Raw genomic sequence first — 26426 nt, 5'->3', positions numbered from 1 at the left:
ATGGGCGCAAGGCTAGCGCCAGGGTGTGCGGGTAGGAAAGCGGGGCGTAGGGCAGGCCGGACAGCAACAAGGCCGGCTCCGCGCGTAAACCTGCGGGCCGGCCTTGCTCTCTCCTGGGTCTCGGGCATGCGTCAGTCGCGGGCGCGGACCTTGGTGTAATTGGGCGTCGAGGCCGCTTCGTCATCGGTGTAGAGGACGTGGTCGGAGCGGATGTCGAGGTGGCTTGCGGCAACGATGCGGCCATCGTTCAAGCGCACAGCGGCCACGCGCTCATTGTCCTTGTCCACCAGCATGTCCTCGATCGTGCCGTAATCCTCGCCGGCCATCGATTTCACGTGAAAGCCGCGAATATCCTGGTCTTCGTTCTCGAGCTGCCAGTCGGATAGCGAATCGAGCTCTGCGAACCTGTCGTCATTGTGCATGAGTTTGTCCTTGAATTGTCCTGTTAAGGAATAAGCGTGCGTGCGATCAGTCGAGCACGTCCACCTTGTCCGCCCAGATGTAATAGCGCGTGCCTTCGGGCACTTCGCGCGTGACAGTGCCGGGCATGTCGCCTTCATAGGCGCGGATGTCGCCCTGGATCGCGACGCGTGAGCCGGCATTGACATCGACATGTCCTTCCTTGGGCATGTCGGGGGTGGGCCGTTCGTCGAACGCGACCAGGGTGAGATTGTCGCCTTCACCGATCAGGAAGCTTTCATCACCGACCGGCTCATCGGCCACGACCGAGGCGAAATCGACGCGGCGACCGATCAGGTCGGCAGAGCCGGTCAGCATGGCATAGCTGGTGATCACCGCCGCATCGCCATCGGCAACACCATCGGCAGGCGCGCCATCAGCGGCCATGGCATCGGCATCCTCTATGGTCGCGGCGGCAGCGGTTTCGCCGCCATTGGCCACCGCGGCCTCATCTTCGTCGGTGGCAACCCACCAGATCACCGCCGCGCCGAGCAAAGCGAGCAGCACCCACCAGAGCCAGCCGGTGGAGGATTTCTTTTCTACGGGAATTTCAGCCATGTTCGGTCCTTGTGCTTGGGGCGACCGCATGGGGGGAGTGGCGGTCGGCATTGTCCAAGCAACTGTCCTGGCTGGCGGAATGTTCCGAGAAGAGCTGGGGGGCCTTTGGGCTTTGCTTACCAAAAATAGATTGCAGCGAATACTATCGCGCAAAGCTGGAACCCGGCAATCAAGCCGAGGTGAGTGCTGAACGGCTGCTTTCGAGTCTTGTGCCGAAACAGCGAACGCCCCGCATATGCGCCGCCGATCCCGCCGAAGAACGCCAGTTGCAACAGCGTCGCCTCGGATATCCGCCTCGACTTGTTCTCGGCCAAAACCTTGTCGATCCCAAATGCCGCGAAAGCGGCAAGGTTGACGGCTAGCAAAGCTATCAGAATTTCGAAGGGACCAATGGCACGGCCCAATAGGTCGAATGTCAGCCCGTTACTCCGCCGCCTGCACCGCGTCGCCAAACATGTCCGGGCCGCCTTCTTCCTCGGCGTCCTCGTTGACCGCCTTGGCCTTCTGGCGCTTGTCGAAGCTCGACCAGACGTCGTTCCAGTTGCCCTTGGTCGCGCCCTTGGAATATTCGGTCGCGCGGGTTTCGAAGAAATTGGCGTGCTCGACACCGTTCAGAAGCGGGGCGAGCCAGGGCAGCGGGTGTTCGTCGACCATGTAGATCTGCTGGAGGCCCAGCTGGCCCAGGCGCCAGTCGGCGATGTAGCGGATATATTTCTTGATATCCTTGGCCGTCATGCCGTTCACCGGACCCATTTCGAAGGCGAGGTCGATGAAGGCATCTTCGAGCCGGACGGTCTTCTGGCAGATGTCGATGATGTCTTCCTTCACCGCCTTGGTCAGGCAGTCGCGTTCCTCGCAGAAGGTGTGGAACATCTTGATGATGCCTTCGCAGTGCAGGCTTTCATCGCGCACCGACCAGCTGACGACTTGGCCCATGCCCTTCATCTTGTTGAAGCGCGGGAAGTTCATCAGCATGGCGAAGCTGGCGAAGAGCTGGAGCCCTTCGGTAAAGCCGCCGAACATGGCGAGCGTGCGCGCGATGTCCTCGTCATTGTCGACGCCGAATTGCTGCATGTAATCGTGCTTGTCGGCCATTTCCTCGTATTCGAGGAAGGCGGAATATTCGCTTTCGGGCATGCCGATCGTGTCGAGCAGGTGGCTGTAGGCCGCGATGTGGACCGTCTCCATGTTGGAGAACGCGGTGAGCATCATCTTGATCTCGGTCGGCTTGAACACGCGGCCATATTTGTCGTGGTAGCAATCCTGCACCTCGACATCGGCCTGGGTGAAGAAGCGGAAGATTTGCGTCAGCAGGTTGCGCTCGTGCTCGGTGATCTTCTGCGCCCAGTCGCGGCAATCCTCGCCCAGAGGCACTTCCTCGGGCATCCAGTGGATCTGCTGCTGGCGTTTCCAGAACTCGTAGGCCCAGGGATATTCGAACGGCTTGTAGGTCTTGCGGGCTTCGAGCAACGACATCTTGTGGTCCCTTTGGTCAGCGTGAACGACTCATATAGGCAATCAGACGCGCTTTTCGAAGGCAACAGCCAAGATTCTTGCGGGGATAAACCGTGGCAAAACCGAGTCTAACCGAGCGTGGGCGGGCGCGGGCGGCCGATCAGGTCGCCATGGCGAGCAGGATCGTGAACAGCGTCGCCACCACCGGCACGATGACGGTGACCACGCCGACCTCCTTGTAGGCCTGGCGGTGAGTGAGCTGGGTGATCTGGAGCATCGCGATCACCGCGCCGCAATGCGGCAGCGAATCGAACCCGCCGCTCGCCATCGCGACCAGGCGGTGAAGCTCCTCGGGCGCGATGCCGAGCGCGAGATAGGGCTCGGCCATGGTTGCCATGAAGATCTGCAATCCGCCCGATGACGAACCGGTGATCCCCGAGACCGCGCTGGCGGCAGCGAACATCGACAAATGCGGCTCGAGCGGGGAATTGACCACCGCATCGACGAACAGCGCAAAGCCGCTGGTCTGCGAGACCACGCCGCCGAACCCGATCACTGCGCTCGTCGCCATCAGCGGCATGATCGCGTCCTGCGTGCCCAGTCCCATGGTCTGCAAGGGCGCCTTGCGCACCGCGGGAAACAGCGCGAGCGCGGCGATGCTGGCGAGCACCAGGGCGATCGCCGGCCACAGCACCGGCTGCGATGCGGCAAAGGCGATGAGCGTGCTGCCATCGCCCAGCCCCGCCGCCTGCGCCAGCCGCGGGGCGAGGATGGTGGCGATCACCAGGACGAGCGGCACGAGCGCGAGCGCCCAGTGCGGCACGTCCTTGGCAATCGCCTCGATATCGGGGATCACGTCGCGCGGGCCGGGTTCGAACCCCTCTCCCGATGCTGCCGCCCTGACCCGCTCGCGCTCGAGATAGGTCATGCCTAGCGCCAGCATCAGCGCGCCTCCGAACAGGCCGAGCAAGGGGGCGGCAAACAGGTCGGTGCCAAGCGTCAGGGTCGGGATGACATTGTGGATCGAGGGCGTGCCGGGCAGCGCGGTGAGCGTGAAGGTTCCCGCTCCCAGCGCCAGCGCGCCGCAGAACAGCCGCTTGGGAATATCGGCCTCCTTCAACAGCCGCAGGCCGAGCGGATACATGGCGAAGATCACCACGAAGACCACCACCCCGCCATAGGTCAGCAGCGCGCATGACAGCACCGTGATCCACAGCGCCCGGTGCGCGCCGAGCCTGCGCACCAGCGCCATCGCGATGGCGGTCGCGGCGTGGCTTTCGCCCATGATGCGGCCGAACACCGCCCCGGCGGCGAACAGCACGAAGAAGCGGCCTGCAAAGGTGAATGCGCCCAGCTCGCCCAGCGTGAAGGCCCCTGTCAGGCTCTCGGCAAAGGGCAGGCCGTTGGTGACGATCACCACCAGCGCGCACAGGACGGCGGCAAAGATGATGTTCACATCGCGCAGGGCCAGCCACATCAGCAGGCCGAGCCCTGCGAGAAGCCCGATCAGGCCGACCATCTAGCGCCTGCGCCCCTTCGACCCGAAGAACGATCCGCCGCCGAGCACGGTCACTCCGAGGAAGAAGCCGAAATCGTACCAGCCGCCGGTATTGGGCACCGCATAGACCGCGATATCGGGCGAAAAGAGCGAGCCGATGAACGCCCAGGGAAAGACGAAGCCATGCCACAAGCCCCACCAGAAGCCGGGGACCGACTGGCCCTGTTCGACCGCAAGCGGCACCTGGCTCGCACAGGCCGACAGGGCGAGCGCGAGACACACGAGAAAAGCGGCGCGCGCGGCAGCCGGGCGCGCGGGACGGTGCGGATTGGCGATATTGTGCGGCACGAACCTGCCCTCCCGTTGGTCCGGATCGGTGATCGCCGGGGAGACTGGCACATTGCGAGCGCTTAGGCGAGAGCCGCCGCGCGGGGCTTCGCGCGTGTCAGCATAAACGCTGGGGCATCGAGCGCGTATCCACGAACTCGCCCGTGATTACCTCGGAAGCGCGATCGGGCACGTGGGTCGATTGGAACTGGCGGAACTCGTCATCGCCCAGCGGGTGGCTGAAGGCGGCGCCGATTTCGCCCGCCTCGACCCATTTGACCACCGCCTGATAGGGGCCTGCTGCGCCGATGAAGATCTGGATCGGGCTGCCCGGTGCTATCCGGCGCGCGCGCGAGGCGAACCGGCAACCGCCGGGCGACAGGTCCGCGATCGCCACGTCCTCGGGCGTCCCGAGACCGGTGAAATACCGCCCGGGAATGGTGATAGGCTTGCGCGTGTTCGATCGGGTCCGCATGGGCGCAAGACTAGGCGCGGCGCTGTTAAAACGCGGTAAAATGCGCGCCACGGCCCCATACGAGGACCCCCGCAAGGCGCGGAGCCTTGCGGGGGCGGTATCGCGTGCCGGTTTTCCGGGTCAACCCTGCCCGGGCCCGCCCAAGCTACTGGCAGCTCAGGCATTCCTCGTAATCGGTCTGCTCGGCGGCAAGCTCGTATTTCGCTGCATCGGCGGTGTTGTCGGCCTCGACCCCGCCGGCGAATCCTGCGCGCTGGACCGATTTCGAGCGGAGGTAATAGAGCGACTTGATGCCCTTTTCCCACGCCTGGAAGTGCAGCATCATCAGGTCCCACTTGTCGACATCGGCGGGGATGAACAGGTTCAGCGACTGCGCCTGGTCGATATAGGGCGCGCGGTCGGCGGCGAATTCGAGCAGCCAGCGCTGGTCGATCTCGAAGCTGGTCTTGAAGCTCGCCTTTTCCTCCTCGGTGAGGAAATCGAGATGCTGGACGCTGCCCCCCTTCTCGAGGATCGAGTTCCAGACATTGGTCGAGTTCTTGCTCTTCTTGTCGAGCAGCTTTTCCAGATACGGGTTCTTGACGATGAACGAACCCGACAGCGTCTTGTGGGTGTAGATATTCGCCGGGATCGGCTCGATGCAGGCGCTGGTGCCGCCGCAGATGATCGAGATCGACGCGGTCGGCGCGATCGCCATCTTGCAGCTGAAACGCTCCATCGCGCCCATGTCGGCGGCATCGGGGCACGGCCCGCGCTCCTGCGCGAGCAGCATCGATGCCTCGGACGCCTTGGCCTGGATGTGCTTGAACATCTTGAGGTTCATCGCCTTGGCCATCGCGCTTTCAAAGCCCAGCCCCTTCGACTGCAGGAAGGAGTGGAAGCCCATCACGCCGAGGCCGACGCTGCGCTCGCGCTCGGCCGAATACTTGGCGCGGGCCATCTCGTCGGGCGCGCGGTCGATATAGTCCTGAAGGACATTGTCGAGGAAGCGCATGACATCCTCGATGAACTGCTTGTCGCCGTTCCACTCGTCCCATTTTTCAAGGTTGAGCGAGGACAGGCAGCACACCGCGGTGCGATCATTGCCGAGATGGTCGATGCCGGTCGGCAGGGTGATTTCCGAGCACAGGTTCGAGGTCGAGACCTTGAGCCCGAGATCGCGGTGATGCTTGGGCATCATGCGGTTCACGGTGTCGGAAAAGACGATATAGGGCTCACCCGTCGCAAGCCGGCATTCGACCAGCTTCTGGAACAGCGAGCGCGCATCGACGGTGCCGCGCACGCTGCCATCCTTGGGCGATTTGAGTTCGAACTCGGCCCCGTCGCGCACCGCTTCCATGAAATCGTCGGTGAGCAGCACGCCGTGATGGAGGTTCAGCGCCTTGCGGTTGAAGTCTCCGGATGGCTTGCGGATCTCGAGGAACTCCTCGATCTCAGGGTGGCTGACGTCGAGATAGCACGCCGCCGAACCGCGCCGCAGCGAGCCTTGCGAGATCGCCAGGGTGAGCGAGTCCATGACGCGCACGAAGGGGATGATGCCGCTGGTCTTGCCGTTGAGGCCGACCGGCTCGCCGATCCCGCGGACATTGCCCCAATAGGTGCCGATCCCGCCGCCTTTCGAGGCGAGCCAGACATTCTCGTTCCAGGTATTGACGATCCCGTCGAGGCTGTCGGAGACCGAGTTGAGATAGCAGCTGATCGGCAGGCCGCGATTGGTGCCGCCATTCGAGAGCACCGGGGTCGCGGGCATGAACCACAGGTTCGAGATATAGTCGTAGAGACGCTGGGCGTGGGCCTGGTCGTCGGCATAGGCATCGGCAACGCGCGCGAACAGGTCCTGGTATTTCTCGCCCGGGAGCAGGTAGCGATCCTCGAGCGTTTCCTTGCCGAATTCGGTCAGGTTGGCATCGCGGCTCTCGTCGATCTCGATGTCGAAGCGGCGGGCATTGACCTTCTTGGAATCGGACGCATCGTCGCTGGCCGCCTTGGCAGCTGCGCCGACCGCGCCTGCGAGCGCTTCGGCGCTCTTGGCCGCGATCAATTCCTCGCTGCCATTGTCAGCCTTGTCCATGCTCACGGCCTTTTCCTGTTCGGTTTTCGGCGACTTCGTGTCGGTCGCCTGCGGCATGTCGCCGGTTTCTGCATCGCTCAGCACTTCATCACTCGCCTTGAATTCCATCGTCGCCCCGTCTCGCGTCCATCGAATCGGCCCGGGCACTTGCTCTTCTAGCGGAAAAGCGCCTTTGTTCCGATTCTGTTCTGCACAAACCTATCGACAGCCTTGCCCCTGCGTTTGTCCCCAACCGCATGTCCGGGCCTCGTCCATCGAGGTCGCCCTGCTCGCTTTCGCTCTGCTCCCCGTGGATGCCGGCGGCACCGGACCGTGGCGCGCCGCACGAGGGGGGCGCCAGGGGCGATTACCAGCATTTGGGGGTCCATCCCGAACCGAACCACCAGATAATGAATCAGCAGCGATTCAGCGTCAACGGGTGATTAACCCTGATTCGTGATCGCAGCGGGTGATTTTTTCATGTTGCAGTGCAGCGACGCGTGGGAAAAGCTAGAGTCGCGCAGTCCGCAAGCCCCAAACTGAATCTGTGAAGAAAAATTTGGTGATTGAATCTTTCGAATCAATGGCTGAATCATTTGCCTCGGCATGCGACACAATCTTGCGGTGCCAGATGGTAAAGGGGGCCGGCCATGGTGAACACGCTGCTCGACCGGATGATCGCGTTTGGCGAACGCCATGAACGCCTGATCGCGGGAATCGGCTGGGCGTGGCTGGGAATCGCGTCGCTGTCATGGATCCCGCAAGTGCCGATCCCCGAAGTGCCTTACATCACCGATCGCAATTCCTGGGTGCTCGCCGGCGCTTGGAATTTCGGCTGGTGGGGCTTCGTCCATCCCGCGCTCGGCAAGCGCCGCAAGCAACTGGAAGCAGAAGCGGAGCAAGAGCGCGAGGAGGACGGGCGAGGAGCAGACGGCAACGACCCGCCCGCCTGAGATTCGATCAGGGCGTGGCTGCGCGCGCCGCGCGGGCGTGGAGCGCAATCTCGTCGGACAGGCGACCGATCAGTTCGGTCGGCAGGTCGTGTCCCCAGCCCGGAATCGTCACCAGCCGGGCACCGGGAATGTGCTTCGCGGTGTCCTTGCCCGCTTCGAGCTTGACCAGCGGATCGTCTTCGCCGTGAAGCACGAGGGTGGGCGTGGTGATCCGCGCCAACCGGGTGCGGCGGCAGCCATCGTCGATGATCGCGGCAAGCTGGCGCGGCAGGCCCTCGGGATAGACACTGCGTCGCACGTTCTTCAGCACGCGCGCGCGCGCCTCGTCGGGATCGGGGGGAAAGCCCGGGCTGCCGATATTGCGCCCGATATTGAGCGTGTGCTCGACCACGGTGTCCTCGTCGAGCGCGGCGAGAGGGGCGGTCAGCGCGTTCAGCGCTTCCTTTTCCGCTTGGGGCAGGCCGGGATTGCCGGTGGTAGACATGATCGAGGTGAGCGAGATCAGCCGCTCGCCGTGATTGACCGCCATCAGCTGCGCGATCATCCCGCCCATCGACGCGCCCACGACATGCGCTCGCGCGATTCCCAGCGCATCGAGCAGGCCGATCCCGTCATCGGCCATGTCGGAGAGCGTATAGGGCACGCGCGCAGGCCAGCCGATCCGCTTGCGCAGCATCTGGTAGATCATGCCCGGCGCCCTGGCCCCGTCCATTTTCTGCGAGAGGCCGATATCGCGGTTGTCATAGCGGATGACGCGGAACTTGCGCGCCACCAGTGCGGCGACGAATTCGTCCGGCCACAGCGTCATCTGGGCGCCCAGCCCCATGACCAGCAGGATCGCCTCGTGGTCGGGATTGCCGTGCTCTTCGTAGAACAGCTCGATCCCGTTCGCACCGATAAGCGGCATAGATTGCTCCTCGCATGCCCTCTTGCGGGGCTTCCCTCGATAGGGATTTGATGCCGACCCGGGCGGGACCAAAGCCTTTTTGTCCGACAAGATCAAGCGCATAGCCGCCTGCGCCTGCGGACAATCCGATGTGCCTTCAAAAAGGTCTGCCCCGCCGCACCTGTGCCGGGGTCCGGCCGGGGTGCAACGGGGCAGATGGGCTCGCCAGGGGGGGACTGGGCGTTAAGGGGGCAAGGGGCTGCTAGCCACCAAGAGCGATATAGGTGCTCTCGACCGTTCCCGAAGCGAGCCGCGCGCGCTCGGACTGTTCGAGCGATGCGATCAGCGCGTCATGCTCGGCCACGCTGTCAGCGAAGACGATATTGGCGAGGAATTGCGCACCCTGCGCATTGCGGACCGGCACGTCGCTGAGATCGCCGAGGCGGCGCACCGCGCGCATCGCCGAGCGTTCGGCGGTGAAATCGGCCGAGCTGTCGTAGAGCGCGATGTCGGTCGGTTTTCCGTCCGCGCCCAGCGTGAAGGTCACCTGGACCACGCCCGATCCTGGCTTGGAGGTGCGTTCGAAGGGATTGCGTGCAAGCGCCCGGTCGAGAGCGCGGCCGGTATCGGCCTGCCACTGGGCCAGCTCGCTCTTCACGGTCACCACGATGTCGTCCGAGTTCTCGCCGGCCTGGGCGGCCGAGGCGAGCGGAACCATAGCGGCCAGCGCGAGAGCGGGAAGGAATGCGAAAGCGGTCTTGGGGGTCGTCATGAGATCATCCTTTTCGTTCAAAATCGGATGATCGGCTGAAACATTCGAGCAGCAGGGCATCAGCCCATACCCGCAGGTCTCGGCACTTCTCAGTCGATCAGGCGCTTTGGGGAAAAACGGTTCGGGGTCCCTCGGCGTCCGATTGCAAACTGGCAGGCAAGCACGATTGTTTCAAACGACCTTCTGTGAACCGCCGATTGTGTCGTGCAAGCCGCCTGTCGGAGCGACAAACGACCAATCAGGCCCGACAAATTCCCTAACGACCGGTCAGGGCACCAGCACGGTGTCGCGCGGCACGGGATCGGTTTCGGGATGGTCGAGGGTGAAATGCAGCCCCCGGCTCTCCTTGCGCTCGAGCGCGGAACGCACGATCAGCTCGGCCGCCTGGAGCAGGTTGCGCAATTCGATCAGGTCGGTGGTAACAACGAAGCTGCCGTAATATTCCTCGACCTCGCGGCTGAGCAGTTCGATCCGCCGCGCCGCGCGTTCGAGCCTCTTGGTGGTCCGCACGATCCCGACATAATTCCACATGAAGCGGCGGATCTCGGTCCAGTTCTGCTTGATCACCACCTGCTCGTCCGAATCCGACACCCGGCTCTCGTCCCAGGGCAGGATGGCGGGAGGGCCGTCGAGATCGTCCCACTCGGCAAGGATGTCGCGCGCCGCCGCCTCGCCGAAGACAAAGCATTCGAGCAGCGAGTTCGACGCCAGCCGGTTGGCGCCGTGAAGCCCGCTCTCGGTGCATTCGCCCGCCGCCCACAGGCCGGGAAGGTCAGTGCGCGCGGCAAGGTCCACCACCACCCCGCCGCAGGTGTAATGCTGCGCGGGCACGACCGGGATCGGCTCCCTGGTCATGTCGATCCCCAGCCCCGACAGCTTTTCGTGGATCGTCGGGAAATGCGCGCGCACGAAATCGGCGGGCTTGTGGCTGATGTCGAGATGGACATAGTCGAGCCCGAAACGCTTGATCTGGTCATCGATCGCGCGGGCCACGACATCGCGCGGGGCCAGCTCCATGCGTTCCTTGTCATAATCCGCCATGAAGCGGTGGCCGGTCTCCGGGTGGAGCAGGTGGCCGCCTTCGCCGCGCACCGCCTCGGTGATGAGGAAGTTCTTGACCTCGAGATTGTAGAGGCAGGTCGGGTGGAACTGCATCATCTCCATGTTGGAGACCCGCGCGCCCGCCCGCCAAGCCATCGCGATCCCGTCGCCTGTCGCGCCGCGCGGCGCGGTCGAGAACTGGTAGACCCGGCCCGCCCCGCCCGCTGCCAGCACGGTGGCGCGCGCGACGTGGCGTTCGACCCGGCCGGTCTTCTCGTCGAGCGCATAGACACCCCAGACCCGGCCCGCGGCGGAGAAATTCTCGCGGTGGCGATCGGTGATGAAATCGATCGCGGTGCGCCCGTCGAGCATGGTGATATTGGGATTGTCCTCGGCCGCCTTGAGCAGCGCCGATTGCACCGCCCAGCCGGTCGCATCGTCGACATGGACGATCCGGCGGTGCGAATGGCCGCCTTCGCGGGTCAGGTGAAGCGCGCTTTCGCCTTCGATCTTCTCGCGGTTGAACGGCACGCCCAGCTCGCACAAGCGGTCGATCGCCTGCGGGGCGCCCTCGATCACGAATTCGACCGTGGCGATATCGTTGAGCCCGGCGCCGGCGACCATGGTGTCGCGCACGTGATTCTCGAAAGTGTCGCCTTCGTCGAGCACCGCGGCGATCCCGCCCTGCGCCCAGGCGGTCGATCCGCTGGTCAGCGAACCCTTGGCGAGCACCAGCACGCGGAGCCGGGTGGCAAGTTCGAGCGCGGCCGTCAGCCCGGCAGCACCCGAGCCGATGACGATGACATCATGCGCGTCGGGATCGGCGTCCTGATAGGATGGGTTGGCCATTCGCGGTTCCATGGCGGCTGCATTCGGGCGTGGCAAGTCGCGCGGTCATCACCGAGCGGCCACCAGGGCCATCACCCCGGCGACCATGGCTGCGCGCGGACAGCAAATGCGAGGCCGAAGCCCTTTTGATGAAATTTTAATGCCTCCGGAATCGCGCTGGCAGCTAGATGATTCTCCCCGGGTCGCATGGGTCGCAGCCCGTCCGGTGGGGACCGTCACGGCATGGGCCGCGTCGGTCCCCCCATGAAGCCGCAGCGCGCGGCAAAGGGGGGGCGCCATGGGAGGCGTATTGGGCAGGCTGCTGTGCCTGTTCGGGCGTCACGCACCGCTGCGGCGCGGCGTCGAATGGGATGGCAGCCACTGGACGGGCGCGTGCCGCCATTGCGGCGGAGCGATCCGCCGGGTGGCATCGGGATATTGGCTCGCCCGCCGCCGCATGCCGGCATGCGCGGACGGGAAGGCTGCGAACCCGGCGGCTAGCCCGCCTGCGCGGCCGCGTCGCCGCCCGAGCCGGTCAGCTGCACGAACACGTCCTCGAGATCGGCTTCTCGAGTCGTTACGTCTTCGATCGTGAGCCCCTGCTGCTGGAGGATGGCCAGCACCTGACCCGCGCTCAGCTGGTCCTTGTCATAGGTGACCTCGACCCCGCGGGGGCCGGTCTGCTCGACCTTGTGGAACGCCTCGTGCGAGGGCGCGGCGGCCAGGTCATCGGCGACCGTCACCGCGACGATCTTCTCGCGCGCCATGTCGACCAGTTCGCGGGTAGGCTTGTTGGCGATCAGCCGGCCGTGATCGATGATCGCGATCCGGTCGCACAATTCCTCGGCTTCCTCGAGGTAATGCGTGGTCAGGACCACCGTCACCCCTTCGCGGTTCATCGCGGTGACGAGGTCCCAGAGCTGGCGGCGCAATTCGACATCGACCCCGGCAGTGGGTTCGTCGAGCACCAGGATCGGGGGCGAATGGACCATCGCCTTGGCGACCAGCAGGCGGCGCTTCATCCCGCCCGAAAGCGTGCGCGCATAGGCATCGCGCTTGTCCGACAGGCGCACGGCCGCGAGCAGTTCCTCGCTGCGCCTGTGCGCCTTGGGGATGCCGTAGAAACCGCCTTGGTTCTCGAGCACTTCGAAGGGCGTGAAGAAGGGATCGAAGACGATCTCCTGCGGAACGATCCCGATCGCGCGGCTGGCATTGCGGCGAGCGGTGTCGATGTCGAAGCCCCAGATCTCGGCCGATCCGGAGGTCTTGTTGACCAGCCCTGCAAGGATGTTGATCAGCGTCGACTTGCCCGCGCCATTGGGGCCGAGCAGGCCGAAGATCGAGCCTTCGGGCACGTCGAAACTGACCCCGTCGAGCGCGAGCTTGCCTTGCGCGTCCGCGCCTTTTGCGCCCTTGGGCGGGGCATAGACCTTGCGCAGGTCGTCGATCCGGATGGCAGGTGGGTTCATGGCGGCGCAGCCTTAATCAGCCGCGCGCGTCATAGCCAGTTGAATTCGCCGCACGCTGCGACTAATCGCTTGACCCATGAACGTGCCTCCACCCGAAGTGATCCGTGTCACCTCGCGCCGCGTCAGCTGCGACGGGGCGACCCAGATCCGCGGCGGCGCAGGGTTTCGCCCCGCGGCGCTCGGCCATCCGCGCATCTATCTCGAGATCGACGAGCACGGCTATGTCGATTGCGGCTATTGCGACCGCCGTTTCGTGCTCGAAGGCGGGCCTGCCGACGGCATCGACCAGGCCGCCTTGCCCGACATTTCCGAAGGCGCCGATCCCGGCCATCGCTGAGGGCGGCGCGGCGATGTGGCGCTGAGCGCCCGCTCCCGCGCGCCCCGTCCCACGCCCCACCGCGTGCAGCGGATCGAGTCAGCGCGCGTTCAGCGAGCGTGTCTATGCTCTGCAGGTCGCCCCGAAACCGGAGATGTGCGCCATGACTGACACGATCACCACAACCACCCGCAAGACCGGCTCGCTCGCCGCGAGCGCCACGGGCCTTGCCGCTCTCGCGCTGTTCGCCGCGCCTGCCGCGATGGCCGATGACCGCGCCGGGATGGACAGCGAAATGAGCAAGGGCGAGCAGCGGCTTGCCGAAATGCTCGATGGCCGCGTCGCGGGCGAACCGCAGAACTGCATCCGCCAGCGCATGAGCGAACGGATGACCGTGATCGACGAGACCGCGATCGTCTATGGCAGCGGCCGCACGATCTATGTCCAGCGCACCACCAGTCCCGAGGACATCGACAGCCGCGACGCGATGGTCTCGCGCCGGTTCAATGCCAGCCAGATCTGCCGCCAGGACGTGGTGACCACCATCGACCCGTTCCTCGGCTTCTTCACCGGCGCGGTCTTCTTCGAGAAATTCGTGCCCTATACCCGGGTCGAGGACAGCGACGGCTAGAAGCCTCGCGCCGCCGGCTTCGTCCCCGCTCTGGTCGCGGGGGATGGTCGGGCAAGCACCTGCATTCCATCAAGAGGCCCCGGACCGCCCTCATGGCGTCCGGGGCTTTTCGCCTGGGGGCGGGTGATCAGGTGTTTTCGCCGACAGGCGCGGCACGCTGCGGCAAGGCCAGCGTGAGTTGGCGCTCTTCGTGCGCGCGCCGGGCAAGGTCTGTCTGCGGGGCGCGGCCAGCGATGAGCGGGTCGGTCTCGATATTGTCGAGCGCGCGGACCGCTTCGCGAAAATGCGCCAGCACATCGCGGCATTCCTGGTCGGCACCCGCCATCAGCTGCGCGCGGTAAGCCTCGAATTCGGGCCATTGCCAGACATTCACCGCCCCGCGGATCGCCTCGGCCTCGGCGCGGACCTCGTGGAGCGGCGGCATGGCGGCGAACCGGTCTTGCGGTGGTGTCAGCGCGTGGGCTTCGGCTGGTGTTCCGGCGGGGGATCGGGCCCCGGGCCAGTCGAAGACCGAAACCTGTCCGCTTTCCAGCATAGGTTGCGGCGCGGGCGCGGGAGCGGCCATGCGGATCGCGGGTGAGCGGGCCTGGATGGCGGTGTTGAGCGGCACAATATCCGCAAAGGCCGGACGCTGCGCGCGCGATGCGGCAAGGCCCGGGGTCTGCTCCGCCTCGTCACCGTCGGTGCGCGCCGTTCCTTTCGGCGCGGCTTGCGGTGGGGCGATCTTGGGAGCGACGGCGAGAGTGAAGAAGCCGGCGGCATCGTCATTGTGCTGCGCTTCGCCGAGCAGCGGGCCATTGGCAGCGTCCGGCCCGGACCCGGGGGCGACGATCCAGCCGATCGCAAAGGCCATTGCGAGCGAGATCGCCCACAGGGAAAAAGCCAAGACATGAACCATTCGCACCTCTCCCCCGTGCACAAGCCTGCGCATCGCAGCCCTGCCAATGTGTTCTGATCCCCATCACGTTGGCGCGTTTGGTAGAGGGGCGCGGCGTGAGGCGATATCCGTAATATACCTGATTGCCGCGCGGTTTTAATTCGGATGGCTACGTATTGGCGCGTTAAGGGTTCGTGCGGAGGCAGGCGCACGCGATCACCCGGTGTGCGCGGGTTTCCGCCTGCCCCTATCCACCTGCCTCGTTCCTGCGACAAGGGCGATTCGGTGCGCGCAGCCAATCGCCCGCGCCTTGCGAATCACCCGTCGAGCATCGCGCCCATGCGCTTGCGGATGATGTCCTCGGCCTGAGTCATGATCCGGTCGATCAGTTCCTGGCAGGTGGGGATGTCGTCGATCAGCCCCGCGACCATGCCGCAGCTCCACGCGCCCTTGTCCATGTCGCCTTCCATCATGATCGAGGGATAGACGCCCGCGACCTCGGGAAGGATGTCCTGGATCGTCAGCGCGTCGCCCAGCTCCTTCTCCTTTTCGAGCAGGCGTTCGACCGCCGCGTTGTTCATCACCCGCTCGGTGTTGCGCAGCGGGCGCATGACGAGCCGCGTGTCGAGTTCGCTCGCCTCGATGATCGCGCGCTTGACGTTTTCGTGCACCGGCGCCTCTTTCGTGGCGATGAAGCGGGTGCCCATGTTCATGCCCTCTGCGCCCATGGCGATGCTGGCGACCAGGCTGCGCCCGTCGGCCATGCCCCCGCTCGAGACGAAGGGGATTTCCAGCTCGTCGGCGGCGCGCGGCAGCAGGATGAAATTGGGAATGTCGTCCTCGCCCGGATGGCCGCCGCATTCGAAGCCGTCGACGCTTACCGCGTCGCAGCCGATTTCCTGCGCTTTGAGCGAATGGCGCACGCTGGTGCATTTGTGGATCACCTTGATGCCGGCATCCTTGAGCGCGGGCAGCACCTGGGCCGGGTTGCGCCCGGCGGTCTCGACCACCGGCACGCCGGCATCGATGATGACCTTGACGAGGCCGGGATAGTCGGGCGGCGTCAGGCTCGGCAGGAAGGTGATGTTCACGCCGAAGGGCTTGTCGGTCATGTCCTTGCAGCGCGCGATCTCGTTGGCGAGCTTTTCGGGCGTGCCCTGGGTGAGCCCGGTAATGATCCCCAGTCCGCCCGCATTCGAAACCGCCGCCGCCATCTCGGCAAAGCCGACATAGTGCATCCCGCCCTGGATGATCGGGTGCTCGATGCCGAACATTTCGGTGATGGCGGTCTTCATGGGCAGGCGTCCTTGTTCGAAATTGGGTTGCACTTTGCGACGCAAGACAAGCGCAAAAGCGCCGCGCGTGCAAGCGCGCTCTTGCTTGTCCGCTAAAGTGACGCAGCGCGCCGTAGCGTCAGCGCGCGGGCGCAGTTTCCTGCTGCGGGCCGCGCGCGATCGGTCCGGTCTCGCACAGGTCGCTGAGCACGCAGATATCGCATTTGGGCACGCGAGCGCGGCATACCCGCTTGGCGAACTGGATCAGCCAGAAATGCCCGTCGCGCTTCGCCCAGTCGGGGCTGCGGTCCTCGAGCTGGGCGGCGGTCCTGTCGGCGGTCTTCGCCTCTGTCATGCCGAGCCGGTTGGCGAGCCGGTGGACATGGGTATCGACCGCGATGACATCGCGCCCGAAAGTGAAGCTCAACACGATATCGGCGCATTTGCGGCCTATCCCGGGAAGCGCCATCAATGCCTCGCGCGTGTCGGGCACCCGCCCGCCATGGGTCGCGAGCAGCGCCTCGCAGAACTTGCGGATATTGCGCGTCTTCATGTTGTAAAGGCCCGCGGGCTTGATCGCGGCAGCGATGACCGCATCATCGAGGCCGAGCATCGCCTCGGGCGTTCTGGCGAGAGCGAACAGGGCGCGGGTGGCGGCAGCGGTGTTGCGGTCGCGCGACTGGGCCGAGAGCATGCAGGAGATGCACGATCGAAAGGCACTGGGCTGGCCCTTGGGCCCCTTGGCCCCGCGCGTGCGCCCAGGCATCGCCTTCGAAAGGCGGCGATAGACCTCTTCGACCTCGTCTTCGCTCAGCATACAGGCCAAGCGAGCGGGGCCGCCTGCCGGTTCCCGGTTCAGCCCCTGGGCTTGAGCAGGCGGTCGGGCCGGATGCGGCGCGCTTCGCCGAACATCGAATAGGTCTTGTTCACGTAGTTCGAGACATCGACGATCGAATCGAGATATTTCTCGAGCTCGCCCGTCATTTCCTGTTCGACCAGCCGGACATGGGCGGCCGGATTCTCGGTCTCGAAGCGGACATAGAACCACGGCTCGCCGCGCTTGAGCACCAGCGGCTTGGTCACGTCGTGCCATTCGAAACCCCAGCTTAAGGGGCGCGGCCAGATATGGATCGGAAAGCGCCCGCCCATCTGAACGCCGGGGCGCGGGGTGGGGAAATAATCGAGATAGGGCGCGGTCTGCACCACATAGGCCGGTTCGTCGGCGACAAAGACATAGGGCGCGGTGATCTGGATGATCGGGCGATCGGGGTGGCGCCATTCGTTCTTGGGATGCAGCATGAGCATGTTGGCGCGGCCCTGCGGGCGCATCGCCGATTTCTCGCCATCGGCATCGAGCAGCTGCAATTGCCCATTGGCCTGCCGCCCGAAGGACAAGGTCAGGTCGATCGGGCAGGGAATGACGAAATGCCGCCGGTCGAAATCGATCGCGGCCGGGCACACCTGGACCGATTTCGCCGAAGCGGGCTTGGGGTCCTTGCGGCTGAAGGGCCTGGGCGGCGACCAGATCGCATCGCCCCCTTGCGGAAAGCGCACCGTCCAGCCGACCGTCACGCTGCGCGATTTTCCCCGCGCCTCGGCCTCTTCGCGGTCGGCGCCTTCGGCGAATTGGTCTTCCCAGCTCATTGTCGTGTCCCGCTATTCGTGTCGCCGCGTCTCATGCCGCCTCGGCGCGGGTTTCGCAATCCTGTGCGGGCCCGATCCTAGCGGGTGAAGTTCAGCGAGAACGTGACCGGCACCAGCGGTGAGATCGAGGGCAGCCCGGCGATCTGCTGGAGCCGGGCGAGGCCGGAAGCCAGTTCGAGATCGGCAGCATCGACGATCACCGGCGCGGTGGATTCGACCAGCACCGTGTCGGCGCCGGTCCGGCTGACCTTGACCGGCGCTTGAAAGGGCGCTGCGACCCCCTTGATCGCGAGAGTGCCATCCAGGGTCATCGTCCGGCTGTCGCCGGGCCCGAGCGCCGCGAGAGCCGCCGGGTCGACCTGCGCGGTGACCAGTGCTTCGGGATAGCTGGCGGTGTCGAAGAAGATACCGCGCATCCTCTCGTCGCGGATGTCGATGCCGGTCGACACGCTTGCAAGGTCGATCGCGATCCGCGCCTCGCCGCCGGGAGCGACCGAACCGCTCACCGCCTCGAAATGGTTCGCCTCGACGACATCGCCCGCCTTGACCGAGACATATTCGACCCGCGAGGCGGCGCTGTCGACGATCCAGCTGTCCTGCGTGACCGGTTCGTGGTCCGCGGGGTCCTGCGAACAGGCGGAACAGACAAGGAGGATGAGCGAGGCGGCAAATGCGCGCAGTGAAAGGGTCATGATCGGTCCTGCAAGGCACGAAACGGGTGTTTCGCGCTGCCTAACAAATACAAGGCGGGCGCACAAAGCCGATGCCTCGTGCGCCCGCCTCTTGCGCGTATGGCTCGCGCGTCAGCGGCTCAGCTGGCCGCGGATCGCACCGGCGGGATATTGCTCTGTATGGACGTTGACATAGAAGTCTTGCGGATTGCCCTCGATCCGGTCCTGCGCCCATTCGTCGAGATCGGTGCAGCCCTTGTAGCCGCCTTCTTCGGCGCGGCGCAGGGTGAAGACCGGCGGACCGTTGGTGCCGGCTGCGCCCATGTGGATATGCGCCGCGGTGATGGGTCCGATATTGCGGATATTGTTGAGGTCCCAGCACACCTGGTCGAGCGTGTTGCTGATCGTGATCTCGGCCTCGCCCGCACCGTCGGGATCGCCCGGCCCGACTTCCTGCGCGCCGGTGAGCGTGGCGTAATAGGTCTCGCCGGTTTCCTCGGCGATGGCTTCCTCGAGCGTCGCGCAGCCGGCAAGCGCCGTCGCGCCGAGAGCTGCCGTGGCAGCGAGGATGGTCTTGATGGGGGTCATGTGTCTCTCCTGTGGTTGGACTTGTTCATCCACCACTGGAAGCAACACCTCGACCATGCTCCGAGTTCCGCGTCAGCGACGGGCGGCCGCTATTCCCACTCGATCGTGCCGGGCGGTTTGCTGGTATAGTCGTAGACCACGCGGTTGATGCCCTTGACCTCGTTGACGATGCGGGTCGCGACCTGGGTGAGGAAGGCGGCATCGAAGGGATAGACATCCGCCGTCATCCCGTCGGTCGATGTTACCGCGCGCAATCCGCACACGCTGTCATAGGTGCGCCCGTCGCCCATCACGCCCACTGTCTTGACCGGAAGCAGCACCGCGAAGGCCTGCCAGATCGCATCGTAAAGCCCGGCATTGCGGATCTCTTCCAGGTAGATCGCATCGGCCTTGCGCAGGATGTCGCAGCGTTCCTTGGTCACTTCGCCCGGAATGCGGATGGCAAGGCCGGGTCCGGGGAAGGGATGGCGTCCGACAAATGCCTCGGGCAGGCCCAGTTCGCGGCCGAGATCGCGGACCTCGTCCTTGAACAATTCGCGCAAGGGCTCGACCAGCTTCATGTTCATGCGCTCGGGCAGCCCGCCGACATTGTGGTGGCTCTTGATCGTGACGCTCGGCCCGCCGGTGAACGAGACGCTCTCGATCACGTCGGGATAGAGCGTGCCCTGAGCGAGGAAATCGGCCCCGCCGACCTTCTTCGCCTCGGCCTCGAACAGGTCGATGAAGGCCCCGCCGATGAACTTGCGCTTTTTCTCAGGGTCGGTGACGCCCTTGAGCCCGGCGAGGAAGGTTTCCTCGGCATCGACCGCGACAAGCGGGATATTGTAGGAATTGCGGAACAGCGAGACGACCTGCTCGGTCTCGCCCTGGCGCATCAGGCCGTGATCGACATAGACGCAGGTGAGCTGGTCGCCCACCGCCTCGTGGATCAGCACCGCGGCGACCGCGCTGTCGACCCCGCCCGACAATCCGCAGATCACGCGTCCTGTCCCGACCTGTTCGCGGATCTCGGCGATCTTTGTCTTGCGGAACTCGGCCATGGTCCAGTCGCCCGCGAGCCCGCAGACATGGCGCACGAAATTGGCGATCAGCTTGCCGCCATCGGGGGTGTGGACGACCTCGGGGTGGAACTGGGTGCCGTAGAACTTGCGCTTTTCATCGGCGATCACCGCAAAGGGCGCGCCGTCGGAGGTGGCGACGATCTCGAAGCCGTCGGCAAAGCGGGTGACCTTGTCGCCGTGGCTCATCCACACCTGGTGGCGCTCGCCTTCCTGCCACAGCCCGTCGAACAGCGCGCAGCTCTTGGTCACGGTGAGGAAGGCGCGGCCGAATTCGCCGCCCTCTCCGGTCTCGTGGCCGGGGCGGACCTCGCCGCCGAGCTGGTCAGTCATCACCTGCTGGCCGTAGCAGATGCCGAGGATCGGCAATCCGGCCTCGAACAATTCGTCCGGGCAGCGCGGCGATCCCTCGTCGGGCACGCTCGCGGGCGAACCCGAAAGGATGATGCCCTTGGGCTTCAGCCGTTCGAAAGCCTCGAGCGCCATGGTGAAGGGCGCGATTTCGGAATAGACCCCGGCCTCGCGCACACGGCGCGCGATCAGCTGGGTCACCTGGCTGCCAAAGTCGACAATCAGGATCGAGTCGGGAAGGTGCTCAGCGTCCATGGCGGCGGATTAGGAGCGTGCGGTGAGGCTGGCAAGACGCGCCGGGACCTCAGGCAACAGCCACGCGGCCAGGGCCTATGGCCCGATCGGGTGACAAGTTGCATTTTGCGCAACCAATTTGCGGATTTTGTCATTTGAGTTTCGCGCAATCGAACAGCATATGGCCATCAACGAAGCGCTGCGGGCCTCTCTCTCCTCGCCCGCACGCATCGTTTCTGCTTGCCGACCTGCAGGCAATCGCAAGGATCCGCCGCCGAGCGGCCATGGTGACTTCCAGCACCATCGCCCAGGTTCCGGCCAGCCGATCCGATGGCGTCCCCCGCGCCCGCGATTTGCCGCCAATCAGGTCACGGGCCCGGCACAGGCGGCGTTTCCCCGAACGCGGCCATCCCCCCAGCCGGACCAGGCATGGCAGTTGGCGAGACGCGGCCACCACATCCCCCCCTTTATGGTGGCCGCGTCTCCCTATCCCTCTTCTTCCACCTTGCGCATCTCGGCCTCGGCGCGCTCGCGCAAGGCGCTCTTGAGCAATTTGCCGATATGGCTGCGGGGCATCGCGTCGAGCTTGTGCAAGGCGCTCAACCGCTGGGTCCTGCCCAGCCGCGCATTGACGCTGGCGAGGATATCGGCGCAGCCGCGCGCGCTCTCGGCCACAGTGACGAAGCCGACGGGCGTCTCGCCCCATCGGCGCGAAGGCACGCCCACGACCGCCGCCTCGATCACATCCTCTTCCTTCTCGAGCTCGGCCTCGAGATCGCAGGGATAGATGTTGAAGCCACCCGATATGATCATGTCCTTGGCGCGCCCGACAAGCTCGACGAAACCGTCTTCATCCACGCGCCCGATATCGCCCATCCGCATCCACACCCCGCCTTGCGGGTCGACCCATTGCGCCTCGGTGGTTGTCTCGGGACGGTTCTTGTAGCCGCTCATCATGGTCTGGCTGCGCCCGACGAGGTGGCCGGCAACGCCCGGCGGCACCTCGTTGTCATCGTCGTCGAGCACTTTGAGCTCGCTTCCCGGAGCAGGCCTTCCGACGGTGTGCAGCTTGTCGGGAAATTCGTGGGCCGCGAGCAGGCAAACCACCCCGCCCTCGGTCATCGAGTAGATCTCGATCAATGCGCCGGGCATCCGGCTGAGCACTTCGCGCTTCAATGCCGGCGCGAAGGGGGCCGAGGTGCAATATTTGAGTTTGAGCGCCGACAGGTCCGCCGCGTCGAAACCGGGATCGTCCAGCAAGCGCTGGTATTGCACCGGCACCAGCATGGTCACGTTGGTGCGGTCCGTCTCGGCATGGTCGAGCCAGCGCGCACAATCGAACTTGCCCATGATCCTGGTGGTCCCACCCGCGAGCAGCGGGGCAAGGAAGGCGACCATGGTGGTGTTCGAATAGAGCGGGGTCGAGGCGAGCGCGCGCACTTCGAGGCCGCTGGCCAGATAGGATGCGGCAGTCGCGGCGAATTGCCGCCAGCGCATTGCATGCGAATGGACGATCCCCTTGGGAATGCCGGTCGTGCCGCTTGAATAGATGATGTTGAACGGGTCGCCCGGCGCGGGCGCGAAGACGGGCGCTTGTGCACCCCCGGGCGCCATCCACCCATCGATCGCCTCGAGCGCGACGTGCGCGCAACCGGGCGCGAAACCGGGGCCAAGCTCGCTCGCCCTGGCGGCATCGATGAACAGGTGGCGTGCGCCGCTATCGGCGACCATCCCGGCAAGCTGTTCGGCAGAAGCGCTGGTGGTGAGCGGCGCGGCCACTCCGCCCGCGCGCACCGCGGCAAGGAAGACGAGCGCGTAATTGACCGTGCTGGTGCCGAGGATCGCCACCGATTGCCCGCGCACGAGGCCGGTTTCGACCAGCCTCGCCGCGATCCGTGCGGTGAGCGCGTCGAGCTCGGCCCAGCTGAGTGTGCGGGCCTCGTCGCGCAAGGCGGGCTTGCCGGGCTGGCGCTCGGCCCAGAGGGCGAGGATATGCGAAAAATTGCCGAATGGCTCGCTCAGCCTGTGATGCATTTGCCGCTTGTCTCCCGCCGCGTTTTCATGGCCCCGCCAAGATGCCTAGGGCCGCTCTTTGCCAATGGCCAGCACCGGGCGTTCACCGCCCGGTTCCACCGGCCTCGAACGGGCGCTGCGGGAGGCGGTGGAAAAACCGCGCGAGCGACCCACGCAAAGTTTGGGAATCGGCCGATGCGCGCCTATATGATGGGCATGGAAAACGACACTCCGGCAAACGGCGAAAATACCCCCGAAAAGCAGCGCCAGATGGGCGAATATGGCGCGGATTCGATCAAGGTCCTCAAGGGGCTCGACGCGGTCCGCAAGCGCCCCGGCATGTATATCGGCGACACCGATGACGGATCGGGCCTCCACCACATGGTGTTTGAGGTATCCGACAACGCGATCGACGAAGCGCTGGCAGGCCATTGCGACCTCGTATTGATCGAACTCAATGCCGACGGATCGGTTTCGGTCGAGGACAATGGCCGCGGCATCCCGGTCGACATGCACAAGGAAGAGGGCGTGTCCGCAGCCGAGGTCATCATGACCCAGCTTCACGCCGGCGGAAAGTTCGAGAACACCTCCGACGACAACGCCTACAAGGTCTCCGGCGGCCTCCACGGCGTGGGCGTGTCGGTGGTCAACGCGCTGTCCGAATGGCTTGAGCTCACGATCTGGCGCGACGGCAAGGAACACTGGATGCGCTTCGAGCACGGCGATGCCGTGAACAGCCTCGAAGTGCGCGGCCCCGCGCCCAAGGTCGACCGGAACCCCGATGACAACGGCTTCAAGAAGGGCACGCGGGTCACCTTCATGCCCTCGACCGAGACGTTCAAGAACGTCACCGAATTCGATTTCGAAAAACTCGAGCACCGCTATCGCGAGCTTGCCTTCCTCAATTCCGGCGTGCGCATCCTGCTGCGCGACAAGCGCCACGAGGATGTCGCCGAACACGACCTGTTCTACGAGGGCGGGATCGCCGCCTTCGTCAAATGGCTCGACCGCAACAAGGACGCGCTGATCGACGAGCCGATCTCGGTCTCCGCCGAAAAGGACGGGATCGGGATCGATGTCGCCCTCGAATGGAACGACAGCTATTACGAAAACGTCCTCACCTTCACCAACAACATCCCGCAGCGCGATGGCGGCACGCACCTTGCCGCCTTCCGCGCCGCGTTGACGCGCACGCTCAACAACTACGCCTCGTCCTCGGGCCTGCTCAAGAAGGAGAAGGTCTCGCTTTCGGGTGAGGACATGCGCGAAGGGCTGACCGCGATCGTTTCGGTCAAGCTGCCCGATCCCAAGTTCTCCTCGCAGACCAAGGACAAGCTGGTCTCCTCCGAGGTCCGTCAGCCATTGGAATCGCTGATGGGCGAGAAGATGACCGAGTGGCTCGAGGAAAACCCCGCCGATGCCAAGGCGATCATCCAGAAGATCGTCGATGCCGCCGCCGCGCGCGAAGCCGCCCGCCGGGCGCGCGAGATGAGCCGCAAGGGCGCGATGAGCGTCGCGAGCTTGCCCGGAAAGCTCGCCGATTGCCGCGAACGCGATGCGACCAAGGCCGAGATCTTCCTGGTCGAGGGCGATTCGGCAGGCGGCTCGGCCAAGGGCGGGCGCGACAGCCAGTACCAGGCGATCCTCCCGCTCAAGGGCAAGATCCTCAATGTCGAGCGCGCGCGTTTCGACCGCATCATCTCGTCGAAGGAAGTCGGCACGCTGATCCAGGCGATGGGCACCGGCATCCGCGACGAATTCGACATCGAGAAACTGCGCTATCACAAGATCGTGATCATGACCGACGCCGATGTCGACGGCGCGCATATCCGCACGCTGCTGCTCACCTTCTTCCACCGCCAGATGCCCGAGATCGTCAAGGCCGGACACCTGTTCATCGCCCAGCCGCCGCTGTTCAAGGTCGCCAAGGGCAAGAGCGAGGTCTATCTGAAAGACCAGGGCGCGCTCGACCGCTACCTCGTCGATGCGGGGCTTCAGGGCCGGCTTCTCGAAACCGCCGGCGGCGCGCGTTCGGACGGGGACCTGCGCGAACTGGTCGACCAGTCCTTGCGGCTCAAGAACATGATGGCCTTCGTCCCGCGCCGCTATGACAGCGCGATCATCGAGCAGATGGCGCTCACCGGCGCGCTCGATCCCAAGCTTTCGGATGCGGACCGGATCGCCAGGCTCGAAGCCACCGCCACGCGGCTCGAGGCGGGCGACAACGACGCGACCTGGTCGGTGCGGATGCTCGAAAGCGGAACGGTGCAGTTCTCGCGGCTGTGGCGCGGTGTGACCGATGTCCACGAGATCGAGGGCCGCTTCCTCACCAGCACCGAGGCGATGAAGCTGCATTCGATCGCGGCACCGCAGGCGGCGACCTATGACAGCCCGGTGCGGCTGGTGAAGGCCGGCGATGCCCCGGCCGAGGACGATAGCGGCGGCGAGAGCGAGGCAGGCGAGGATACGCCCGCAGCGATCGCCGAGGACGCGATCACCCGGCCGAGCCAACTGCTCGACGCGGTGCTCGCCGCCGGGCGCAAGGGCCTCTCGATCAGCCGCTACAAGGGTCTGGGCGAGATGAACCCCGAGCAATTGTGGGAGACCACGCTCGACCCGGAAAACCGCGTGCTGCTGCAGGTCAAGGTCGAGGACGCCGACGTCACCGACGAGATCTTCACCCGGCTGATGGGCGACGTGGTCGAACCGCGCCGCGAATTCATTCAGGACAACGCGCTCAACGTCGCCAATCTCGACGTGTGACCAGGGCTCGTGATCATGGCTTGAAATCGGGCGCGCAAAGCCCGACACAACAGGCCATGTCAGCCGCCGAACCGAACGACACCTCCGCGCTCGAACACAAGAGCTTCCTGCTCCTTCTCGCGGCGGTGTCGCTATTGTTCGCGGCGGTCGCCTGGCCCTTTGCCGCGCCGCTCCTGTGGTCGGCGCTGGCGGCGATCATGTTCCACCCGCTCTATTGCTGGTCGCTGCGCCAGATGCGCGGGCGGCGCAATGCCGCCGCCTCGATGACGCTGCTGATCATATTCGTGGTGGTGCTGCTGCCGGCCCTGTGGATCGGCTCGATGGTGGTCGAGGACGCGGTCAGCCTCGTCAATTCTTTGCGCGAGAACCCGATCGACCTGGCGGCATGGTTCGACCAGGTCTTTGCCATGCTGCCCGCCTCCATCCAGCAGCTGGCCGCCGACAATGGCTGGAACGATTTCTCGCAGATGCAGGCGCGGCTGCAGGAACTGCTCGGCGAGAGCGCCGGGATGCTCGCGCAGCAGGCGGTCTCGATCGGCAGCGGCGCGCTCGGCTTCATCCTCAGTTTCAGCCTCGGGCTCTACGTCCTCTATTTCCTCCTGCGCGATGGCGAACGGATCGGCGAAACGATCCTCCATTCGGCCCCGATCGAGCGCGACATCGCCGACCGGCTGGCCGAGAGGTTCCTCGGCATCGTGCGCGCGGTGATCAAGGGATCGGGCGTGGTGGGCCTCGTCCAGGGCGCGCTGGGCGCGATCATGCTGGCGATTGCGGGCGTGCCCTCGGCGCTGCTTCTGGGGGTCGCGATGGCGATCCTGGCGCTGATCCCGGCGGTCGGCACCGCGCTGGTCTGGGCGCCGGTGGGCATCGGCCTGCTGATCCTGGGCGAGGTGTGGCAGGGCATTTTCGTGCTCGGCGCGGGCTTTCTCATCATCAGTTCGGTCGACAACGTGCTGCGCCCGATCCTCGTCGGGCGCGACACGGGCATTCCCGACTGGATCATCCTGGTGACCACGCTTGGCGGCATTTCGCTGGCAGGTATTTCGGGCATCGTGCTCGGCCCGCTGGTGGCAGGGCTATTCCTTGCGACCTGGTCGATCCTGCAGGAACAGCGCGCCGAGGACGAGGAAGCGGCCAAGCGCTACCGCACCCGCGTGGGTGTTGACGGCAAGGCGCGGCCCGAGACCGAGGACCCGCACGACCAGGACCCCGTGCCCGGCGCGGCGGACGAATAA

At 65.2% G+C, this 26426-nt stretch carries 25 protein-coding genes; 5 read left to right on the top strand and 20 right to left on the bottom strand.

Annotation, left to right across the window (positions count from 1 at the left end; translation table 11 throughout):
- Positions 1-131: 131 nt before the first annotated feature.
- The 8 genes from ACKTSM_RS03080 to ACKTSM_RS03045 form a co-directional block, all read right to left on the bottom strand.
- Positions 132-422, bottom strand: coding sequence for a PRC-barrel domain-containing protein (locus tag ACKTSM_RS03080; protein ID WP_407875675.1), 291 nt, complete (start codon positions 420-422; stop codon positions 132-134).
- Between the two features lie 46 nt (positions 423-468).
- The gene (locus ACKTSM_RS03075) at positions 469-1017 is read right to left on the bottom strand and encodes a hypothetical protein (protein WP_407875674.1); all 549 of its coding nucleotides are present in this window, start codon (positions 1015-1017) and stop codon (positions 469-471) included.
- A gap of 116 nt (positions 1018-1133) precedes the next feature.
- Positions 1134-1421, bottom strand: a complete 288-nt coding sequence (locus ACKTSM_RS03070; RefSeq protein ID WP_407875673.1) for a DUF1294 domain-containing protein — start codon at positions 1419-1421, stop codon at positions 1134-1136.
- 19 nt (positions 1422-1440) lie between these two features.
- Positions 1441-2493 carry a ribonucleotide-diphosphate reductase subunit beta gene (locus ACKTSM_RS03065; protein ID WP_407875672.1) on the bottom strand — a complete coding sequence of 351 codons (1053 nt, stop codon included), beginning with the start codon at positions 2491-2493 and terminating at the stop codon, positions 1441-1443.
- Between the two features lie 139 nt (positions 2494-2632).
- Positions 2633-3991, bottom strand: a complete 1359-nt coding sequence (locus ACKTSM_RS03060; protein ID WP_407875671.1) for a GntP family permease — start codon at positions 3989-3991, stop codon at positions 2633-2635.
- Positions 3992-4318 (bottom strand): hypothetical protein, encoded by a 327-nt coding sequence (locus ACKTSM_RS03055; protein ID WP_407875670.1) that lies wholly within the window; start codon positions 4316-4318, stop codon positions 3992-3994.
- A 97-nt stretch (positions 4319-4415) separates the two neighbouring features.
- Complete coding sequence (locus tag ACKTSM_RS03050; RefSeq protein WP_407875669.1) at positions 4416-4772, bottom strand: PilZ domain-containing protein; 357 nt, start codon at positions 4770-4772, stop codon at positions 4416-4418.
- 145 nt (positions 4773-4917) lie between these two features.
- Positions 4918-6900, bottom strand: a complete 1983-nt coding sequence (locus ACKTSM_RS03045; protein ID WP_407876407.1) for a ribonucleoside-diphosphate reductase subunit alpha — start codon at positions 6898-6900, stop codon at positions 4918-4920.
- A gap of 572 nt (positions 6901-7472) precedes the next feature.
- Between ACKTSM_RS03045 and ACKTSM_RS03040 the strand changes: the two genes are divergently transcribed.
- Positions 7473-7775, top strand: a complete 303-nt coding sequence (locus ACKTSM_RS03040; RefSeq protein ID WP_407875668.1) for a hypothetical protein — start codon at positions 7473-7475, stop codon at positions 7773-7775.
- A gap of 7 nt (positions 7776-7782) precedes the next feature.
- Here the strand turns inward: ACKTSM_RS03040 and ACKTSM_RS03035 are convergent, their stop codons facing one another.
- From ACKTSM_RS03035 to ACKTSM_RS03020, 4 genes are all read right to left on the bottom strand, one after another.
- On the bottom strand, positions 7783-8682 hold the full coding sequence (locus tag ACKTSM_RS03035; protein WP_407875667.1) for an alpha/beta fold hydrolase: 900 nt from the start codon (positions 8680-8682) through the stop codon (positions 7783-7785).
- Between the two features lie 241 nt (positions 8683-8923).
- Positions 8924-9433, bottom strand: a complete 510-nt coding sequence (locus tag ACKTSM_RS03030; RefSeq protein WP_407875666.1) for a TonB family protein — start codon at positions 9431-9433, stop codon at positions 8924-8926.
- 267 nt (positions 9434-9700) lie between these two features.
- On the bottom strand, positions 9701-11323 hold the full coding sequence (gene nadB, locus ACKTSM_RS03025) for an L-aspartate oxidase (RefSeq protein WP_407875665.1): 1623 nt from the start codon (positions 11321-11323) through the stop codon (positions 9701-9703).
- Between the two features lie 476 nt (positions 11324-11799).
- Positions 11800-12771 (bottom strand): ABC transporter ATP-binding protein, encoded by a 972-nt coding sequence (locus ACKTSM_RS03020; RefSeq protein ID WP_407875664.1) that lies wholly within the window; start codon positions 12769-12771, stop codon positions 11800-11802.
- Positions 12772-12847: 76 nt separating this feature from the next.
- On the opposite strand from ACKTSM_RS03020, the gene ACKTSM_RS03015 reads away from it, so the two are divergent.
- Both ACKTSM_RS03015 and ACKTSM_RS03010 read left to right on the top strand, forming a co-directional pair.
- Positions 12848-13108: a zinc-finger domain-containing protein gene (locus tag ACKTSM_RS03015; RefSeq protein WP_407875663.1), complete on the top strand. Its 261-nt coding sequence runs from the start codon at positions 12848-12850 to the stop codon at positions 13106-13108.
- 142 nt (positions 13109-13250) lie between these two features.
- Positions 13251-13718 (top strand): hypothetical protein, encoded by a 468-nt coding sequence (locus tag ACKTSM_RS03010; RefSeq protein WP_407875662.1) that lies wholly within the window; start codon positions 13251-13253, stop codon positions 13716-13718.
- Between the two features lie 127 nt (positions 13719-13845).
- On the opposite strand, the gene ACKTSM_RS03005 is transcribed toward ACKTSM_RS03010, so the two are convergent.
- The 8 genes from ACKTSM_RS03005 to ACKTSM_RS02970 all read right to left on the bottom strand — a co-directional run bounded on the left by ACKTSM_RS03005 (position 13846) and on the right by ACKTSM_RS02970 (position 22449).
- A complete protein-coding gene (locus ACKTSM_RS03005) occupies positions 13846-14604 on the bottom strand; it encodes a hypothetical protein (RefSeq protein ID WP_407875661.1) in 759 nt (252 codons plus the stop codon).
- 308 nt (positions 14605-14912) lie between these two features.
- Positions 14913-15890 carry an NAD(P)H-dependent flavin oxidoreductase gene (locus tag ACKTSM_RS03000; RefSeq protein WP_407875660.1) on the bottom strand — a complete coding sequence of 326 codons (978 nt, stop codon included), beginning with the start codon at positions 15888-15890 and terminating at the stop codon, positions 14913-14915.
- A 118-nt stretch (positions 15891-16008) separates the two neighbouring features.
- Positions 16009-16686 carry an endonuclease III domain-containing protein gene (gene nth / locus ACKTSM_RS02995; protein WP_407876406.1) on the bottom strand — a complete coding sequence of 226 codons (678 nt, stop codon included), beginning with the start codon at positions 16684-16686 and terminating at the stop codon, positions 16009-16011.
- 38 nt (positions 16687-16724) lie between these two features.
- The gene (locus tag ACKTSM_RS02990; protein WP_407875659.1) at positions 16725-17513 is read right to left on the bottom strand and encodes a hypothetical protein; all 789 of its coding nucleotides are present in this window, start codon (positions 17511-17513) and stop codon (positions 16725-16727) included.
- Positions 17514-17590: 77 nt separating this feature from the next.
- Positions 17591-18205 (bottom strand): YceI family protein, encoded by a 615-nt coding sequence (locus ACKTSM_RS02985; RefSeq protein WP_407875658.1) that lies wholly within the window; start codon positions 18203-18205, stop codon positions 17591-17593.
- Between the two features lie 111 nt (positions 18206-18316).
- Positions 18317-18772 carry a CHRD domain-containing protein gene (locus tag ACKTSM_RS02980; RefSeq protein WP_407875657.1) on the bottom strand — a complete coding sequence of 152 codons (456 nt, stop codon included), beginning with the start codon at positions 18770-18772 and terminating at the stop codon, positions 18317-18319.
- 89 nt (positions 18773-18861) lie between these two features.
- On the bottom strand, positions 18862-20436 hold the full coding sequence (gene guaA, locus ACKTSM_RS02975; RefSeq protein ID WP_407875656.1) for a glutamine-hydrolyzing GMP synthase: 1575 nt from the start codon (positions 20434-20436) through the stop codon (positions 18862-18864).
- Positions 20437-20901: 465 nt separating this feature from the next.
- Positions 20902-22449, bottom strand: coding sequence for a class I adenylate-forming enzyme family protein (locus ACKTSM_RS02970; protein WP_407875655.1), 1548 nt, complete (start codon positions 22447-22449; stop codon positions 20902-20904).
- A 195-nt stretch (positions 22450-22644) separates the two neighbouring features.
- On the opposite strand from ACKTSM_RS02970, the gene gyrB reads away from it, so the two are divergent.
- Both gyrB and ACKTSM_RS02960 read left to right on the top strand, forming a co-directional pair.
- Positions 22645-25191 (top strand): DNA topoisomerase (ATP-hydrolyzing) subunit B, encoded by a 2547-nt coding sequence (gene gyrB / locus ACKTSM_RS02965; RefSeq protein ID WP_407876405.1) that lies wholly within the window; start codon positions 22645-22647, stop codon positions 25189-25191.
- Positions 25192-25247: 56 nt separating this feature from the next.
- Positions 25248-26426, top strand: coding sequence for an AI-2E family transporter (locus tag ACKTSM_RS02960; protein WP_407875654.1), 1179 nt, complete (start codon positions 25248-25250; stop codon positions 26424-26426).

This window comes from Qipengyuania nanhaisediminis (assembly GCF_045862805.1).
In the GTDB taxonomy this organism is placed as follows: domain Bacteria; phylum Pseudomonadota; class Alphaproteobacteria; order Sphingomonadales; family Sphingomonadaceae; genus Erythrobacter; species Erythrobacter nanhaisediminis_A.
The sequence above is the reverse complement of the archived record's forward strand: the minus strand, read 5'-3'. Positions and strand labels throughout refer to the sequence as shown.

What these genes read in the sequence shown, in the direction of transcription:
- ACKTSM_RS03080 (WP_407875675.1), bottom strand. Translation starts at nt 422, where the DNA reads ATGCACAATGACGACAGGTTCGCAGAGCTCGATTCGCTATCCGACTGG.
- gyrB (WP_407876405.1), top strand. Translation starts at nt 22,645, where the DNA reads ATGGAAAACGACACTCCGGCAAACGGCGAAAATACCCCCGAAAAGCAG.
- ACKTSM_RS03060 (WP_407875671.1), bottom strand. Translation starts at nt 3,991, where the DNA reads ATGGTCGGCCTGATCGGGCTTCTCGCAGGGCTCGGCCTGCTGATGTGG.
- ACKTSM_RS02960 (WP_407875654.1), top strand. Translation starts at nt 25,248, where the DNA reads ATGTCAGCCGCCGAACCGAACGACACCTCCGCGCTCGAACACAAGAGC.
- ACKTSM_RS03065 (WP_407875672.1), bottom strand. Translation starts at nt 2,493, where the DNA reads ATGTCGTTGCTCGAAGCCCGCAAGACCTACAAGCCGTTCGAATATCCC.
- ACKTSM_RS03035 (WP_407875667.1), bottom strand. Translation starts at nt 8,682, where the DNA reads ATGCCGCTTATCGGTGCGAACGGGATCGAGCTGTTCTACGAAGAGCAC.
- ACKTSM_RS03015 (WP_407875663.1), top strand. Translation starts at nt 12,848, where the DNA reads ATGAACGTGCCTCCACCCGAAGTGATCCGTGTCACCTCGCGCCGCGTC.
- ACKTSM_RS03045 (WP_407876407.1), bottom strand. Translation starts at nt 6,900, where the DNA reads ATGCCGCAGGCGACCGACACGAAGTCGCCGAAAACCGAACAGGAAAAG.
- nadB (WP_407875665.1), bottom strand. Translation starts at nt 11,323, where the DNA reads ATGGCCAACCCATCCTATCAGGACGCCGATCCCGACGCGCATGATGTC.
- ACKTSM_RS02970 (WP_407875655.1), bottom strand. Translation starts at nt 22,449, where the DNA reads ATGCATCACAGGCTGAGCGAGCCATTCGGCAATTTTTCGCATATCCTC.
- ACKTSM_RS03030 (WP_407875666.1), bottom strand. Translation starts at nt 9,433, where the DNA reads ATGACGACCCCCAAGACCGCTTTCGCATTCCTTCCCGCTCTCGCGCTG.
- ACKTSM_RS02990 (WP_407875659.1), bottom strand. Translation starts at nt 17,513, where the DNA reads ATGAGCTGGGAAGACCAATTCGCCGAAGGCGCCGACCGCGAAGAGGCC.
- ACKTSM_RS02980 (WP_407875657.1), bottom strand. Translation starts at nt 18,772, where the DNA reads ATGACCCCCATCAAGACCATCCTCGCTGCCACGGCAGCTCTCGGCGCG.
- ACKTSM_RS03010 (WP_407875662.1), top strand. Translation starts at nt 13,251, where the DNA reads ATGACTGACACGATCACCACAACCACCCGCAAGACCGGCTCGCTCGCC.
- guaA (WP_407875656.1), bottom strand. Translation starts at nt 20,436, where the DNA reads ATGGACGCTGAGCACCTTCCCGACTCGATCCTGATTGTCGACTTTGGC.
- ACKTSM_RS03050 (WP_407875669.1), bottom strand. Translation starts at nt 4,772, where the DNA reads ATGCGGACCCGATCGAACACGCGCAAGCCTATCACCATTCCCGGGCGG.
- ACKTSM_RS03000 (WP_407875660.1), bottom strand. Translation starts at nt 15,890, where the DNA reads ATGAAGACCGCCATCACCGAAATGTTCGGCATCGAGCACCCGATCATC.
- ACKTSM_RS03020 (WP_407875664.1), bottom strand. Translation starts at nt 12,771, where the DNA reads ATGAACCCACCTGCCATCCGGATCGACGACCTGCGCAAGGTCTATGCC.
- ACKTSM_RS03040 (WP_407875668.1), top strand. Translation starts at nt 7,473, where the DNA reads ATGGTGAACACGCTGCTCGACCGGATGATCGCGTTTGGCGAACGCCAT.
- nth (WP_407876406.1), bottom strand. Translation starts at nt 16,686, where the DNA reads ATGCTGAGCGAAGACGAGGTCGAAGAGGTCTATCGCCGCCTTTCGAAG.
- ACKTSM_RS02985 (WP_407875658.1), bottom strand. Translation starts at nt 18,205, where the DNA reads ATGACCCTTTCACTGCGCGCATTTGCCGCCTCGCTCATCCTCCTTGTC.
- ACKTSM_RS03075 (WP_407875674.1), bottom strand. Translation starts at nt 1,017, where the DNA reads ATGGCTGAAATTCCCGTAGAAAAGAAATCCTCCACCGGCTGGCTCTGG.